Raw genomic sequence first — 14,835 nt, 5'->3', positions numbered from 1 at the left:
CGGGTCAGGCGGCGCGCCATCCATAGCCGGTATCGAGCGCGACAATCTGCCCCGCCGTGCCGACGGGTTCGCTGGTGCCGTCAGTAAGGAAGGCGAGCATGGCGGCATCGGCGACATCGACATGCGCGAGCGTCCGCGCACCAGGGGGGGTGCGGGCAACCACCACCCCTGCGCGGGGGGCACCGTCGCGGCCGTAGAAGATCGTATAGGTCTCGATCGTCGCCGCTCCGGTGTAATCCTCGACCAGCGCGGGCACTGCGCCACGCTTCGCTTCGGCTTCGGCTTGATAGTCGAAATCCTGCGGGAAGCTCGCCGCGGCGACCGGCTTGCTACCCAGCACAATACAGTGGTTGTCGGTCGCGAATCCGCCGTTCGCGAACAGAAAGCCATAGCGGCCCTCAACGCGCAGGTGATCAACCATCGAAACGATGGCGTGGCTCATATAGTTGGCGATCGGGCCGCCGCCAAAGGTCAATCCGCCGAACACCGTCGCGGGGCGGTCCCACGGCCAGCCGAGGATGCGCCGCGCCATTTTCGGAACGCAGGGAAAGCAGCTATAGAGTTCGACGAAATCGAAATCGCCAGCGGTCAAGCCGTTGAGTTCGAGCGTGCGTGTGATCGATGTCTCCATGCTGACGCTGCCGTCATACCGGTCGCGATGGAGGATGCTCGCGGGCTCCTTCGCCGCGGCGCCCATGCCGACATGGATCAGGCGATCTTCGGGGATGCCGCGGCGCCATGCCTCGGCAAGACTGGCGACGATGAAGCCGGCGCCCTGGTTCACGGACGAATTGGCGACCATCAGTTTCGAATAGGGGAAGGCGATCGGACGGTTGCGTTCGTCGATGCGCAGGATGTCGGCGGGCGAGGCGGGCTTGCGAATCCACGCGTCTTCGTTCGCGGCGGCAACCTCGGAAAAACGCGACCAGATTTCGGCGCTCTCGAACTGCGCGTCTTCGAGGCTCTGGCCCCAGGCGGCGCGTGTCGCATTTTCGTAAAGCGGATAGACGTCGACCGGCGCCGCGAGGCCATGCTTTTGCGCATAATTGGGTTCGCGCCGCGTCGCGACCTGACGGATTGCGTTATAGCTCTTGTCTTCGCCGCTGGCGGCCTTGGCGGCGCGGCCGGCGGCAGTGCGCAGCGCCTCGCCGCCTACGATCGCCGCGAGTTTGACCTCGCCTGCGGCAATGCGGTTCGCGGCTTCGTTGAGCAGGCGCACCGGGGTGTCGCCGTGCGGTGCGGCGGACTGGTAGTTGATCGCCGGAGTCGCACCGATCGCGGCGGCAAGGGGCTCGCATAGCTTGCCGAGATGGTGAAAGCTGATCTGATCGACGATCGCGAGGCTGTCGAGGTCGGCCAGTGATACGCCAGCGTCATCGGCGGCAACTTTCAGCGCCGCGATCATCAGCCCGAGCGAATCGAGACCATCGTCGGGATCCTCGGGCCGGTCGTTCACCTGCCCGACGCCGATGATGACGGGGATGCGCTCGGGGTCGGTCATCGTCATGTCAGCGCGCCTTCCACTCGGGCTTACGCTTTTCGGCAAAGGCCCGCGGGCCTTCGCGGGCGTCCTCGCTGCGCATCAGCGCGGTGCGCTCGAGCGTGTTGGATTCCCAATAGGGCGCGTCGGCGGCGATGCGGCCGTCGTGGATGCCGAGCGCGACGCGCTTCGATGCCTGCACCGATAGCGGCGCGTTGCCGGCAATCTTTTCGGCGAGCGCGATTGCGGTGGGAAGCAGGTCGGCGAGCGGTACGACATGATTGACCAGCCCGAATTCGGCGGCGCGCGCGGCGGGGATCGGGTCGCCGGTCAGCATATATTCCATCGCGAGCTTCCGCGGAATTTGCTGCGCGAGGCGGAAGGCACCTCCCGCCGCGGCGAACAGCCCGACCTTCACTTCTGGCAGGCCGAACTGAGCATGGTCGGCGGCGACGATGATGTCGCTCATGAGAGCAATCTCGCAGCCGCCGCCCAAGGCGAAGCCGTTGACCGCGGCGATGATCGGTTTCGAGATCGGGTGCGACACCATGCCAGCGAAACCCCACGCCTGCTGGGCCGGATCATCGGGATAGAGGCTTTCGCCGCGCGACAGCGCGACGAGGTCGGCGCCCGCACAAAAGCTCTTGTCGCCCGCGGCGGTGATCACGACGGCGCGGATTTCGGGGTCGTTCTCGGCGGTTTCGAGCGCGGTGCCGATGCCGATGTGGACCGCGGCGTTGACCGCATTGCGCGCCTCGGGCCGGTTGATCGTGACGATCAGGATGTGGCCGCGACGTTCGGTGAGGATAGTGGTGTCGGTCATCGCGAATCTCTCCCTTTGGCGGGAGTATCGCGGTTGGTTGACGTTTACGTCAACTGTAATCCTCTCTGTAGCGAAGCCAAGGAGAGGGGGACCGTCCGCAAGATGGTGGAGGGGCGGCAACGCTGCGTCATAGCCCTGCCGTCAGCGGCTACCCGCTGCCACCTCCCCATGGCTGTGCGACACGGAGGATTTTGCTTCAGATCGACTGCCCGGTCTTCGCCCAGTCGGCCAGGAAACCCTCGATCCCCTTTTCGGTCAGAATATGTTTAAACAGCCCTTTGATCACCGACGGCGGCGCGGTCATCACATCGGCGCCGATCTTGGCGGCTTCGAGTACATGGATTCCGTGGCGGACGCTGGCGACAAGGATCTGGGTCGCGTAGCCATAGTTATCGTAAATCAGCCGGATGTCGGAGATCAGCTGCATCCCGTCGAAGCCATTGTCGTCGTGGCGGCCGACGAAGGGCGAAACGAAGGTCGCGCCGGCCTTGGCGGCGAGCAGCGCTTGCGCGGCCGAGAAACAGAGCGTGACATTGACCATCGTGCCGTCGCTGGTCAGCGCTTTGCAGGTTTTCAGGCCGTCGATCGTCAATGGAACCTTGATGCAGACGTTATCCGCGATGCGGCGGAGGATTTCGGCCTCCTTCATCATCGTTTCATGGTCGAGCGCAACGACTTCGGCCGACACGGGACCAGTGGTGAGCGCGCAGATTTCCTTCGTCACTTCCTTGAAATCGCGACCCGATCTGGCGATCAGCGACGGGTTGGTGGTCACGCCGTCGAGCAGGCCGGTCGCGGCGAGTTCCTGAATGTCGGCGATTTCGGCGGTGTCGGCGAAGAATTTCATGGCGCGGGGCTTTCTGATGATTCGGCTGCCGATCTCCTAAAGCCCTTTGGACGTCATTGCGAGCGGAGCGAAGCAATCTCCAGCCATCGGCCTTGCGCAAGGTCGATGGCTGGGGATTGCAGCACCGCCTTCCGCTCCCCGCAATGACGACGGCGGAAAGGGCTGGCGTTCCATCTTTGTTCCGATTATGCGCGACGCATGGCCAAAGCGAAACGCCAATATGTCTGTCAGAATTGCGGCTCCGCCACCTATCGCTGGCAGGGGCAGTGCGCCGATTGCGGCGAGTGGAACACTTTGGTCGAAGAGACCGGGGAAACGGCATTCTCGGCCAAGCACGACCTGAGCAAGGGCGGGCGCACAATTGCGCTCGAAACGCTCGACGCCGACAGCAAGATGCCCGAGCGCATGCTGTGCGGGATCGCCGAATTCGACCGCGCGCTGGGCGGCGGTTTTGTGGCGGGGTCGGCGACGTTGATCGGCGGCGATCCGGGAATAGGCAAGTCGACCTTGCTGCTGCAGGCGGCCGGGCGGCTCGCAAAGGCGGGCAAGTCGGTGGTCTATATCAGCGGCGAGGAGGCGGCGGCGCAGGTGCGGCTGCGGGCGCAGCGGCTCGGTCTCGGCAATGCGCCCGTCGCGCTGGCGAGCGCGACGTCGGTGCGCGACATTTTGGCGACGCTCGACCGGCAGACCGCCGATTTCGTTGTGATCGATTCGATTCAGACGATGCACAGCGACCTGATCGACAGCGCCCCCGGCACGGTCAGTCAGGTCCGCGCGTCGGCGCAGGAACTGATCCGTTACGCCAAGGATAGCGACGCTGCGATCGTGCTGGTCGGGCATGTCACCAAGGACGGGACCATCGCAGGGCCGCGCGTGCTTGAGCATATGGTCGACACCGTGCTGGCGTTCGAGGGTGAGCGCAGCCACCAGTATCGCATCCTGCGCGCCGTAAAGAACCGCTTTGGCGGCACCGACGAGATCGGAGTGTTCGCGATGGGCGAGGAGGGGCTGGGCGAGGTTTCGAACCCGTCGAGCCTGTTCCTGACCGACCGGAGCCGCGACGTGCCGGGATCGGTGGTATTTCCGGCATTGGAAGGGACCCGTCCGGTGCTCGTTGAGGTCCAGGCGCTGACCGTGCGGCTGGCGAGCGGGGCGACGCCGCGCCGTGCGGTGGTCGGCTGGGACAGCGGGCGGCTCGCGATGGTGCTCGCGGTGCTCGAAGCGCGCTGCGGGCTGCCGATGGGCGCCGCCGAGGTCTATCTCAACATCGCGGGCGGCTACCGGCTCACTGATCCCGCCGCCGACCTCGCGGTCGCCGCGGCGCTGATTTCGGCGTTCAGCGAACGGCCGGTGCCCGCCGACGCGATCGTCTTTGGCGAATTGTCGCTTTCGGGCGAGGTGCGGCAGGTTTCGCATGATGGGCTCAGGCTGCGCGAGGCGGCAAAGCTGGGTTTTTCCAGCGGTTGGGGGCCAAAGGGAATGAAGCCGGTCGGAGGAATATCGGTGACCGGTTTCGAACGGCTCGGCGAACTCGTTGACCTGATGCTCGGTCGCGACTAGCCACCCCTGAATGGGAAGTCTGACAGCTCTGGATATCCTCGTGCTGACGCTCGTCGGCGGCAGCGCGGTGCTCGGTTTTACGCGCGGCCTGGTGCAGGAAGTAACGACGTTACTCGCCTGGATCCTGGCGATCGCTGCGGTGCGCTTTTTTCATCCGCTCGTGACCGACTTGTTGACGGGCTGGGTCGGCAGTGGCGGCGCCGCCGCGATGCTGGCGTTTGTGCTGTTGTTTGGCGGCGTCTTTGCCTTTGCCAAATGGGGATCGCGCGCGATGGGGCAGCGCAGCCGCGCGTCGCTCGTTGGCGGATTCGACCGCGGGCTGGGTGCGGGGTTTGGTGCGGTCAAGGGGCTGCTGATCGCGGCAATCGGCTTCATGCTCGTCACGCTGCTCTATGATATCGGCTACGGCAACGCGCAGCGTCCGGCGTGGATGACCGACAGCCGCACCTATCCCGCGCTCAATGCGTCGAGTCAGGCGCTGAGCAAGGTGATCGCCGAGCGTCGGGCGGAAGCGCGCGAGGCCGAAGCCGAAGCGCCGACGCCATGAGCGCCCCCCTGTACAACCGCGACATATTGGCGCTGGCGGTGGCGACCTCCGAACATCTGCCCAATCCCGACGCCCGTTACCATTCTACCGCACGCGCGCCGCTGTGCGGCAGCCGCATCCTGCTTGATCTTGATGCCGATGAGGCGGGACGGGTGACCGGTATCGGCATGCATGTTGAAGCCTGCGCGCTGGGACAGGCCGCCGCGACGCTGCTGGCACGTCACGTCACGGGGCGCAGCCGCGACGAGATTCGCGGTGCGCGCGATGCGATTGCCGACTGGTTCGGCGGCACCGGCGAAGTGCCCGACTGGCCGGGATTCGATTTGCTTGCCCCCGCGCGCGATTATCCGGCGCGGCAGGGGGCGATCCTGCTGCCCTTCGACGCCGCGATCCTGGCGCTCGAGAAACAGGGCGTGCGCGTATGACCCTGCTCGCGCTGACCGCGGTGGCAGCCGAAGTGGCCGCCGAGCAGGCGAGCGACACCGCGCTGATCGAGGGGGCGATCCTGCTCGGGGTCGCGACGCTGTTCGTTCTGCTGTTCCGCCGCCTCGGGCTCGGCGCGGTGCTGGGCTATCTGGTCGCGGGCTCGCTCGTCGGCCCCTATGGCCTTGGCCTGGTCGGGGGCGGCGAATCGAAGCTCGCCTTTGCTGAAATCGGCATCGCCTTTCTGCTGTTTCTCGTTGGGCTTGAACTCCATCCACGGCGTTTGTGGGATATGCGGCGTGCGATCTTCGGGCTAGGTCTGGCGCAGGTCGTGATCACAGGACTGATCCTTTCCGCCCTCCTCTTTCTGACGCTCGGCTTTAGCTGGCAGGCGGCGCTCGCGCTCGGTCTGCCGCTTGCGCTGTCGTCAACCGCGCAGGTGCTGCCCGGCCTCAAAAGCTCTGGTCGGATCAATTCGCCGTTCGGCGAGAAGGCGTTTTCGGTACTGCTGTTTCAGGATCTGGCAATCGTGCCGATGATCACGATCATCGCGGTGCTGTCGCGCGCACCCGGCAATCCCGACGCGCCACCCGGATGGCAGATGGCGCTCTACACCGTTGCTGCGATCATCGTTCTCGTTGTCGTCGGGCGCTTCGTCGTCAACCCGCTGCTGCGGATCATCGGACGTTATGGCGAGCGCGAGCTGTTTGTGGTCGTCGGGCTGCTCGTCGTGCTTGCCAGCGCTGCCTTCATGCACAGCCTGCATCTGTCGACCGCGCTCGGGGCTTTCATTGCTGGGGTGATGCTCGCCGATTCGCCCTACCGCCACGAGATCGAGGCCGATATCGAGCCCTTCCGCCTCGTGCTGCTCGGGTTGTTCTTCCTCGCGGTCGGCATGGTGCTCGACCTCAATGTCATTCGCGAAGACCCGCTGCGCGTCGTCGCGCTCGCTGCCGCGCTGGTCGCAGTGAAGGTCGCGGTATTGACTGTGATCGTCCGCCTGTTCGGCAAGCCGTGGAACGTCGCGCTCGGGCTCGGCCTGTTGCTCAGTCAGGGCGGCGAGTTCGGTTTTCTGCTGTTCACCCAAGCGACCGATGCGCAGCTGATCGCGCCCGAGGCGGCGAGCCTGTTCAGCGCAGTCGTCACGCTGTCGATGATATCGACGCCGTTCCTGATGCTGTTCGCGCGCAATCTGGAGTTCGCGCCCGAAAACGTCAAAGCCGATCTCGACGATCCAGAAAACGCCCCGCGCGGGTCGGCGATCGTCGTTGGTTACGGCCGCTTCGGGCAGATCGTGACACAGATGCTCCACGCGGTCGATTGTTCGGTGACGCTGATCGACAAGAAGCCGAGCCAGATCGAAACGTCGGGACGCTATAACACCAAGGTTTATTACGGCGACGGCTTGAAAGTCGATGTGCTGCGCCGCGCGGATGCCGCGGATGCGCGACTGATCATATTTTGCACCGACGATCGCGGCTTCAACGCCGCCGTTCTCGCGCCGATCGTGGAGGCGTTTCCCAAAGCCAAAATCCTGACCCGCGTCTTCGATCGCCGCCAGCTGATGGCGATCGACGGCGCGGGGGTCGACGGCGCGGTGCGCGAAACCTTTGAAAGCTCGATCGCGCTCGGGCTGTTGGCGCTCAAGCAGATCGACGTCAGCGACGCCGAGATCGCCGATGTCGAACAGGCGCTGCGTCATCTCGATTCCGAGCGATTGCATGCGCAGATCAGCGAGGGCGATCTGACCGCGGGGATGGACCATCGTTTTATAGCGGGCGGTGGGCGACAGGCAGCGAGCGTGCTCGAAACGCTGCGCGAACGGCGCCGCGCGGCGAAATTGGCAAAGGAAGAGGGCGAAGCGGCTGGCGCCTAACGCGTTTGCTCGCCGTCCAGAAATGCCGCCACTGTATCAAGGCCAAATTCGTCGGTAACGAAGCTCTGACCGATCCCGCGCGTCAGGATCAATGGCAGCTTGCCACCGCGCACCTTCTTGTCGTGGGCCATATGCCCTGCAAGAGTCGCTCCGTCGGCATCGACCCCGGCGCTGGCCAGATCGTATGGCAGGCCGACCGCGGCGAGATGCGCCGCGACGCGGTCGGCGTCGGCCACTGTGCACAGGCCTTGCGCCGCAGAGAGACGATGCGCGAGCGCCATGCCCGCCGCGACCGCTTCACCGTGGAGCAGCTTGTCCGAATAGCCGGTTTCGGCCTCGAGCGCGTGGCCGAAGCTGTGGCCGAGATTGAGCAGCGCGCGGATGTCCTGTGTCTCGCGCTCGTCGGCGGCGACGATGCGGGCCTTTGCCGCTACGCTATGGGCGATTGCCTTGTGCCGCGCTGAGCTGTCGCCTGCGAGCAGCTCAGCGCCATGCGCTTCGCACCAGGCGAAAAAATCAGCGTCGTTGATCAGGCCATATTTGACGACTTCGGCATAACCCGCTGCCAGATCGCGGCGCGGCAGCGATTCGAGCGTCGTCGGGTCGACCACGACCAACGCAGGCTGGTGAAAGGCGCCGATCATATTCTTGCCCGCGGCGACGTTGATCGCGGTCTTGCCGCCAACGCTGCTGTCCACCTGCGCGAGCAGGGTGGTTGGCACCTGAATGAAGTTGCAGCCGCGTTTAACGATACTGCAGGCGAAGCCGACGAGGTCGCCGATCACGCCGCCGCCGAGCGCGACGACATGGTCGCTGCGTTCGATACCTTCGCCGATCAGCCATTCGGCCAAGCGCGCGAGCCCCGCCCAGCTTTTCGTGGCCTCGCCGGGTTCGAGGACGAACGAAGAAAAGGAGATATTCTCCATCGCCAGCGCCGTGCCGAGCGGAACCAGGTAATGCTCGGCGACATGGGCGTCGGTGACGATCATCGTCCGCGGGCGCTTGAGCAGCGGCGCGACATGCGGGCCGATATTGCGAATCAACCCGTCGCCGATCAGGATCGGATAACTGCGAGCGCCAAGGTCAACGGTCAGCTGTTCCATTGCGGATATTCCCCCTTTGACAGGGCCTCCAAAATCGCGCGCACAGTGTGATCGTGCGGCGTGCTCGCCGAGCTGACGCGTAGATGTGCTTCAGCATAGATGGGGTTACGCACCGCCGCCAGTTCTCGCAGTACCTCGCGGGGGTCGCGGTTCTTGAGCAGCGGCCGGTGGCTGCGGCGGCCCACGCGCTCGACCAATGTCTCTATGTCGGCGTCGAGCCAGATGCAGAGGCTGTCCCGCAGGATCAGCGCGCGCGTTTCGGAGTTGATGAAGGCGCCGCCGCCGGTCGCCAGCACCATCGGTTTGCCCGCGAGCAGCCGGGCAATCACCCGCCGCTCGCCATCGCGAAAATGCGCTTCGCCAAAGCGTTCGAAAATATCGGTTATCGTCATGTCTGCGGCGCGTTCGATTTCGTCGTCGGCGTCGGCAAAGCGCATCCCGAGCCGCCCGGCCAGACGGCGGCCAACGGTCGATTTTCCCGACCCCATCAACCCGACGAGCACGATCGACCGGTCGCGGATCGCGGCGGGGATTGCGCTGGAGCTGCTTGGCGCCGGGCTTTTCGGGTTTCGCGACATGATGCGCGCGGCTATACCGCTCGCGACGCGCGGAACAACGGTTTTCGCCGATAAACGAAGGCGTGGCCGGTCGGGTACGCAGGATTGAGGTGGACGTGGCCGACAAGATTGGCGAAAGCGTGGCGCGATGACGAAAAAACTGCTGACGCTGACCTTGGCCCTGTCCGGTACTTCGCTGACTGCCATGCTGGTGCTGCCCGCGATCGCGCAGGAGTCGCTGCTGCCCGAAGGCTTTGGCAACCCCGCCGAGACCCCGGCGCCCCGCCCGACGCCGACGCCGTCGCAAACTCCGGCGCCAGCATCGACCCCCAAGAACAGCACGACCCCGCCGCCGGTCACGTCGACGGTCGGCGCCACCGACACCGCCGGAACGCCCGCCGAAGCCGCTGCAGATGAGGGCGAAGACGGCGAAGAGGTCGAACGCGGCACGCTGAAATACGACCTGCCGCCGGGCGCACGGCGCCTGCTTACCCGCATCGGGCCGCTGACCCCCGAAACCGGCGGGCTCGCCCCCGATGCCTTTGGCGTGCGCGGCCAATATGCGGCGGCGATCATGCGCCGGACGAACGGACAGTTTGCGTCGCGCTGGGGCCAGATTCTGCTCCGCCGCTCGCTTGCCTCGGCGATCGACACCCCCGACACGATCAACGGCGCTGATCTTGCCGCCGAACGCGCGTCTCTCCTCCTTCGCATGGGCGAAGCGATCGCGGCGCGCTGGATCGTCCAGGCAGTCGATTATGACCGAGCGACCCCGCGCTTGGTCGCCGCCGCGCAGCAGACCTATCTTGCCAATGCCGATCCCGCCGGCATGTGTCCCTATGTGCCCGCGGGCTTGGCGGGTGGCGATGAGCAGACGTGGCGACTGTCGGCCGCAATCTGCTCGGGGCTGGCCGGCGAAGCCGGACCAGCGGGCTGGGCGATCGGCCGGGTGCGGTCGAGCGGCAGGATTTCCAACTTCGACATATTACTCGCCGAACGCGTGCTCGGCGCGACGGGTAGCGGTCGCCGGTCGACAACGATCGAGTGGGACAATGTTGATCGCCTGAGCAGCTGGCGCTTTGGCATGGCGACGGCAACCGCAGTCCCCGTTCCCGAAGCACTGCGCACCGCCGCGCCCGCCAATATGAAGGGTTGGACGGTGCTTGCGCCGATGACCGACATGGCAAGCCGTGTTGCCGCCGCGCCCGAAGCGGCGGCGCGCGGGGTGTTGTCGAGCGAAGCCTATGTGTCGCTGCTGAGCGCGGCGGCGAGCGAAGAAGAACCTTCTGAAGCTCTCGCCGCGCAATCCGACCAGCTCCGCGCTGCCTTTGGTTCGGCGCAGGGCGCAGACCGTTATGCCGCGATGGAGGGGATCTGGGCTGCGGGTACGACGCCGGTGCAGCGCTATGCCGCGATGGTTTCGACTGCGCGCGCCGCCGCCGCGCTGCCGGTCGGCACCGTGGTCGGCGACGATCCCTGGCAACTGCTTGGATCAATGCTCGCGGGCGGTTATGACGACAATGCTATTGCTTGGGTGCCGACGATCACGGTGGGCAGCCACGCTTGGGGCGTGCTCGCGGTCGGATCGCCACGGCCCCTGAACGGGACGACGGCGGGCACTGTCGGGCAGTTTTCGGGCGATGACGACAGCGTTGATTTTCTGCGCTCGAAGTTCCTGCTTGCCGGACTGGCGGGTCTAGGTAGGATCGATGCGGCCGCCGCGGCGTCGGCGGCGAGCGACCTTGAGGTCGATCTTGGCAAGCAGACGCGCTGGTCGCGCGCCATCATGGCCGCGGCCGAACGGCGCGAACCCGGGATGGTTGCCTTGCTGGCCGCGGCAGGAATGCAGGGTGAATGGTCGAAAGTGCCGCCCTATCATCTCTATTATATTGTCCGCGCGCTGCGCGAGGTGGGCCTGGCGTCCGAAGCGCGGATGATCGCCGCCGAAGCGCTGGTGCGTGTGTGAACCCGTAAACGCGTCGGACATCGATCATGTCTGACGGGATGGCGATTGACCGTTTTCTGGAGATGATGGCGGCCGAGCGCGGCGCTTCGCGCAACACGCTCGCGGCTTATCGCCGCGATCTGGAGCAGGCGGCAGAGTTTTTGACGGGCCGACTGGCCGATGCCGACTTGGCAGCACTTCGAAAATTGATGGCCGATTATCAATCGCTTGCGGCAAGCAGTGCGGCGCGCAAGCTGTCGGCGCTTCGCCAGTTCTTTGCTTTTCTGCTCGACGAGGGCGACCGGGCGGACAATCCCGCGCTTGATATTGCGCGGCCCACCACTCGCCGCCCGCTGCCACGCATCTTGACGCATGAGCATGTCGAGCGGCTGTTCGCGCAGGCCGAAGGAGAAGCCGCGGGCGAAGCGCCGCCTGCGCCCGCGGTGCGGATGCTACTGTTACTCGAGTTTCTTTATGGATCGGGGCTCCGCGCGAGCGAACTGGTGTCGCTGCCGCGGCGCGCGATCACTGGCGAGCGCGAATATCTCATCGTCCGGGGGAAGGGCGACAAGGAGCGTCTGGTGCCGCTGTCAGATCGCGCCCGCGGCGCGCTCATTCGCTGGCTTGAGTTGCTCGCCGACGGTTCGCCCTGGCTGTTTCCGTCGGGCAAGAGCCATGTCTCGCGCGTCCGGCTGTTCCAGATGCTGCGTGACCTCGCGGGCCGCGCCGGGATCGATCCGACTGCCGTCAGCCCGCATGTGCTGCGCCACGCCTTTGCCACCCATTTGCTCGAAGGCGGTGCGGACCTGCGCGCGCTGCAGCTGATGCTCGGCCATGCCGACATCGCGACGACCGAAATCTATACCCATGTCGACAGCCAACGCCTGGTCGAACTGGTCAACCGCCGCCATCCGCTCGCAACGATGCACGTCGGACACGCATCAGCAGACGTTGACGTTGCCGAGCCATCGGCTTAGCGGTCCGACGATGACAGCCTTTCTGGACTTCGAAAAACAGGTCGCCGCGCTCGATCGGCAGATTGCCGAGCTGCGCGAAATGGGCGACGACCCCACGCTCAACATCGACAATGATATTGCGCGGTTGGAGGACAAATCCTCGAAATTGCTGCGCGATATCTACACGAAGCTGACACCGTGGCAAAAGACGCAGGTCGCGCGCCACCCCGATCGGCCGCATTTCAAACATTATATTGCGGAGATGTTCGACGCTTGGATGCCGCTCGCCGGCGACCGCAATTTCGGCGACGATCAGGCGATCCTCGGCGGCCTTGCGCGCTTTCGCGGCCGCCGCGTGATGGTGATCGGCCATGAAAAGGGCGACGATATTCCCTCGCGCATGAAGCATAATTTCGGGATGGCGAAGCCAGAGGGCTACCGCAAGGCGATCCGGTTGATGCAACTCGCCGACCGTTTCGGGCTGCCGGTGATCACGCTGGTCGACACCTCGGGCGCCTTTCCAGGCATCCAGGCGGAAGAGCGCGGTCAGGCCGAAGCCATCGCGCGCTCGACCGAACAATGTCTTGCACTCGGCGTCCCGATGGTTGCGGCGATCGTCGGCGAGGGTGGTTCAGGCGGCGCGATCGCACTTGCCGCGGCCAACCGCGTGCTTATGTTCGAACATGCCGTCTATTCGGTGATTTCGCCCGAAGGCTGCGCATCGATCCTGTGGCGGACATCGGACAAGGCCGCCGATGCCGCCGCCGCAATGAAGATGTCGGCCCAGGATCTGCTCGGATTGAAGATTATCGATCGCATCATTCCCGAACCGGTCGGCGGCGCGCATCGCGATCCCGACGTCGCAATTGCGGCGCTTGGCGACGCGATTGCGCAGGAACTGGACAGTCTGTCAGGGTTGCCGCGCGATACGATTCTGGCGGCGCGCGAGGAGAAGTTTCTCGCCATGGGGCGCGCCTGAGGCACCGCGATAGCGGAACCCGAGCGCTGCAATTTGCGTTCATCCGCACGATATTGGCCACGGCACCGGCAAGCTGCGGTTCAGCGAGCGCTTGCCTGGCGGTGAATTAGGGATATCCTTCGAATGACGAGCAGCATGTGGGAGGTGCATCGATGACCAAAATCAGGAAAAATGGTATGGCGATCACGCTCGCAGCATCGGTCGCGCTCGGCAGTCTCGCCCTCACCGGCGTCGCCGATGCGCAGCTCAAAGCGATCAAGACCGCGACCAATATCTCACCCGCCGAACGAAAGCAGGGCGACGAGGCCCATCCACAACTGTTGGCCGAATTCGGCGGCCCGTACAGCGGCCCGCAAGCGGCCTACGTCAATCGCGTCGGTCAGAATATCGCACTGCAATCGGGATTGTCGAACGCGCGCAGCGACTTCACCGTCACCTTGCTCAATTCGCCGGTGAACAATGCCTTCGCGATCCCGGGTGGCTATGTCTATGTCACCCGTCAGCTGATGGCGTTGATGAACGATGAGGCCGAACTTGCCGGGGTGCTGGGGCATGAGGTTGGCCACGTCGCGGCCCAACACAGCAAGAAACGCCAGTCGGCGGCGACGCGCAACACGATCCTTGGCGTCCTGGGGGCGGTGCTGGGCGGCGCGATCGGCGATAGCGGCGGTGTGCTCGGTGGGCTTGGCGGGTTGCTCCAGAACAATGCTATGCAAGTCGCGCAGTTTGCGACGCTGGGTTTTTCACGCAGCCAGGAATTGCAGGCCGACCAGCTTGGCGTGCAATATTTGCGCAGCGCAGGCTATGACCCGCTCGCGCTGTCGACAATGCTGGCCAGCCTTGCCAATCAGACCAATCTCGACGCACGCCTGTCGGGCGGCGATGCGCGGTCGCTGCCTGCGTGGGCGAGCACGCACCCCGACCCGGCCTCGCGCGTCCGCAACGCGCAGATACTGGCGAGCCGCGTTGGCGGTACCGGGGGGACGCGGAACACCGATGCATTTTTGAACTCGATCGATAATGTCCTTTATGGCGACGATCCGGCGCAGGGCGTGGTTGAGGGCAATGAGTTCCTCCACCCCGACCTGCAGTTGCGCTTCTCGGTGCCCAGCGGCTACGCGATGCAAAACGGCGCGACTGCGGTGTCGATCAGCGGCAATGGCGGGCAGGCGCAATTCACGACCGGCCCATTTAACGGCGACATGAACGCCTATATCGCGGCCGCGTTCAAATCGGTCGCGGGCAACACTGCGATCAGCCCCAGCGCGGTCCAGCGTACCACCGTGGGCGGCATCCCCGCATCCTATTCGACGGCGCGGGTCGCCAGCCAGTCGGGGCAGGTCGATGTGACCGTCTTCGCCTATGAATTTTCGCGGAGCAGCGCCTTCCACTTTGTCACCTTGACCAAGGCTGGCGGAACGGGTGCGTTCAATTCGATGTTCAACAGCGTCCGGCGCCTGAGCGCGGTTGAGGCGGCGGCGATCAAACCGCGGCGGATCGATGTGGTGACGGTGGCCCGCGGCGATACGATGGCTAGCTTGGCGCGGCGTATGGCGTACAGCAATTATCAGGCCGAACGGTTTCAGGTGCTTAACCGGCTGACCGCATCAAGCCGCTTGACCCCGGGGCAGAAGGTGAAAATTGTCGTTTACGCCAGTCGGTAGAAGCGCGAGAAAAAAAAGGGCGGTGGATTGCTCCACCGCCCTCTCTTTTGCCGCTCGCGCCCAGAGGCGCGAACG

The 14,835-nt window shown here is 65.0% G+C and carries 13 protein-coding genes; 8 read left to right on the top strand and 5 right to left on the bottom strand.

Annotated elements, in window-relative coordinates; all coding sequences use genetic code 11:
* Nucleotides 1–4: 4 nt before the first annotated feature.
* The 3 genes from IPF76_RS02040 to fsa form a co-directional block, all read right to left on the bottom strand.
* The gene (locus tag IPF76_RS02040; RefSeq protein ID WP_293838949.1) at nt 5–1,507 is read right to left on the bottom strand and encodes an acetyl-CoA acetyltransferase; all 1,503 of its coding nucleotides are present in this window, start codon (nt 1,505–1,507) and stop codon (nt 5–7) included.
* Nucleotide 1,508: 1 nt separating this feature from the next.
* The gene (locus IPF76_RS02035; RefSeq protein WP_293838946.1) at nt 1,509–2,303 is read right to left on the bottom strand and encodes an enoyl-CoA hydratase-related protein; all 795 of its coding nucleotides are present in this window, start codon (nt 2,301–2,303) and stop codon (nt 1,509–1,511) included.
* Nucleotides 2,304–2,499: 196 nt separating this feature from the next.
* The gene (fsa, locus tag IPF76_RS02030; protein ID WP_293838943.1) at nt 2,500–3,150 is read right to left on the bottom strand and encodes a fructose-6-phosphate aldolase; all 651 of its coding nucleotides are present in this window, start codon (nt 3,148–3,150) and stop codon (nt 2,500–2,502) included.
* 198 nt (nt 3,151–3,348) lie between these two features.
* Here fsa and radA point away from each other — a divergent pair, with 198 nt between their 5' ends.
* The 4 genes from radA to IPF76_RS02010 are packed head-to-tail and all read left to right on the top strand — an operon-like array spanning nt 3,349 to nt 7,556.
* On the top strand, nt 3,349–4,710 hold the full coding sequence (radA, locus tag IPF76_RS02025) for a DNA repair protein RadA (RefSeq protein WP_293838940.1): 1,362 nt from the start codon (nt 3,349–3,351) through the stop codon (nt 4,708–4,710).
* 10 nt (nt 4,711–4,720) lie between these two features.
* Complete coding sequence (locus IPF76_RS02020; RefSeq protein WP_293838937.1) at nt 4,721–5,257, top strand: CvpA family protein; 537 nt, start codon at nt 4,721–4,723, stop codon at nt 5,255–5,257.
* A complete protein-coding gene (locus IPF76_RS02015; protein WP_293838934.1) occupies nt 5,254–5,682 on the top strand; it encodes an iron-sulfur cluster assembly scaffold protein in 429 nt (142 codons plus the stop codon). The genes IPF76_RS02020 and IPF76_RS02015 overlap by 4 nt, the downstream gene beginning before the upstream one ends.
* The gene (locus IPF76_RS02010) at nt 5,679–7,556 is read left to right on the top strand and encodes a cation:proton antiporter (RefSeq protein WP_293838931.1); all 1,878 of its coding nucleotides are present in this window, start codon (nt 5,679–5,681) and stop codon (nt 7,554–7,556) included. Before IPF76_RS02015 ends, IPF76_RS02010 begins: the two co-directional genes overlap by 4 nt.
* Here IPF76_RS02010 and aroB read toward each other — a convergent pair.
* Together aroB and IPF76_RS02000 are read right to left on the bottom strand one after the other, a co-directional pair.
* Nucleotides 7,553–8,659, bottom strand: a complete 1,107-nt coding sequence (gene aroB / locus IPF76_RS02005; RefSeq protein ID WP_293838928.1) for a 3-dehydroquinate synthase — start codon at nt 8,657–8,659, stop codon at nt 7,553–7,555. The genes IPF76_RS02010 and aroB overlap by 4 nt on opposite strands.
* Nucleotides 8,647–9,237, bottom strand: coding sequence for a shikimate kinase (locus IPF76_RS02000; RefSeq protein ID WP_293838925.1), 591 nt, complete (start codon nt 9,235–9,237; stop codon nt 8,647–8,649). The genes aroB and IPF76_RS02000 overlap by 13 nt, the downstream gene beginning before the upstream one ends.
* 127 nt (nt 9,238–9,364) lie before the next feature.
* On the opposite strand from IPF76_RS02000, the gene IPF76_RS01995 reads away from it, so the two are divergent.
* The 4 genes from IPF76_RS01995 (at nt 9,365) to IPF76_RS01980 (ending at nt 14,760) form a co-directional block, all read left to right on the top strand.
* Nucleotides 9,365–11,182 (top strand): hypothetical protein, encoded by a 1,818-nt coding sequence (locus IPF76_RS01995; RefSeq protein WP_293838922.1) that lies wholly within the window; start codon nt 9,365–9,367, stop codon nt 11,180–11,182.
* 26 nt (nt 11,183–11,208) lie between these two features.
* On the top strand, nt 11,209–12,138 hold the full coding sequence (locus IPF76_RS01990; RefSeq protein WP_293838919.1) for a tyrosine recombinase: 930 nt from the start codon (nt 11,209–11,211) through the stop codon (nt 12,136–12,138).
* A gap of 10 nt (nt 12,139–12,148) precedes the next feature.
* Entirely contained in the window at nt 12,149–13,096 is a 948-nt protein-coding gene (locus IPF76_RS01985; RefSeq protein ID WP_293838916.1) for an acetyl-CoA carboxylase carboxyltransferase subunit alpha, read from the top strand.
* A gap of 176 nt (nt 13,097–13,272) precedes the next feature.
* Nucleotides 13,273–14,760 (top strand): M48 family metalloprotease, encoded by a 1,488-nt coding sequence (locus IPF76_RS01980; RefSeq protein ID WP_293841846.1) that lies wholly within the window; start codon nt 13,273–13,275, stop codon nt 14,758–14,760.
* Nucleotides 14,761–14,835: the final 75 nt, after the last annotated feature.

Source organism: Sphingopyxis sp., from assembly GCF_016704835.1.
In the GTDB taxonomy this organism is placed as follows: Bacteria; Pseudomonadota; Alphaproteobacteria; order Sphingomonadales; family Sphingomonadaceae; genus Sphingopyxis.
The sequence above is the reverse complement of the archived record's forward strand: the minus strand, read 5'-3'. Positions and strand labels throughout refer to the sequence as shown.

Excerpts from the sequence above, each read along its gene's own strand:
- IPF76_RS01995 (WP_293838922.1), top strand. The coding sequence starts at position 9,365 with ATGACGAAAAAACTGCTGACGCTGACCTTGGCCCTGTCCGGTACTTCG.
- IPF76_RS01990 (WP_293838919.1), top strand. The coding sequence starts at position 11,209 with ATGTCTGACGGGATGGCGATTGACCGTTTTCTGGAGATGATGGCGGCC.
- IPF76_RS02035 (WP_293838946.1), bottom strand. The coding sequence starts at position 2,303 with ATGACCGACACCACTATCCTCACCGAACGTCGCGGCCACATCCTGATC.
- aroB (WP_293838928.1), bottom strand. The coding sequence starts at position 8,659 with ATGGAACAGCTGACCGTTGACCTTGGCGCTCGCAGTTATCCGATCCTG.
- IPF76_RS02010 (WP_293838931.1), top strand. The coding sequence starts at position 5,679 with ATGACCCTGCTCGCGCTGACCGCGGTGGCAGCCGAAGTGGCCGCCGAG.
- radA (WP_293838940.1), top strand. The coding sequence starts at position 3,349 with ATGGCCAAAGCGAAACGCCAATATGTCTGTCAGAATTGCGGCTCCGCC.
- IPF76_RS02040 (WP_293838949.1), bottom strand. The coding sequence starts at position 1,507 with ATGACGATGACCGACCCCGAGCGCATCCCCGTCATCATCGGCGTCGGG.
- IPF76_RS02020 (WP_293838937.1), top strand. The coding sequence starts at position 4,721 with ATGGGAAGTCTGACAGCTCTGGATATCCTCGTGCTGACGCTCGTCGGC.
- IPF76_RS01980 (WP_293841846.1), top strand. The coding sequence starts at position 13,273 with ATGGCGATCACGCTCGCAGCATCGGTCGCGCTCGGCAGTCTCGCCCTC.
- IPF76_RS02000 (WP_293838925.1), bottom strand. The coding sequence starts at position 9,237 with ATGTCGCGAAACCCGAAAAGCCCGGCGCCAAGCAGCTCCAGCGCAATC.
- fsa (WP_293838943.1), bottom strand. The coding sequence starts at position 3,150 with ATGAAATTCTTCGCCGACACCGCCGAAATCGCCGACATTCAGGAACTC.
- IPF76_RS02015 (WP_293838934.1), top strand. The coding sequence starts at position 5,254 with ATGAGCGCCCCCCTGTACAACCGCGACATATTGGCGCTGGCGGTGGCG.
- IPF76_RS01985 (WP_293838916.1), top strand. The coding sequence starts at position 12,149 with ATGACAGCCTTTCTGGACTTCGAAAAACAGGTCGCCGCGCTCGATCGG.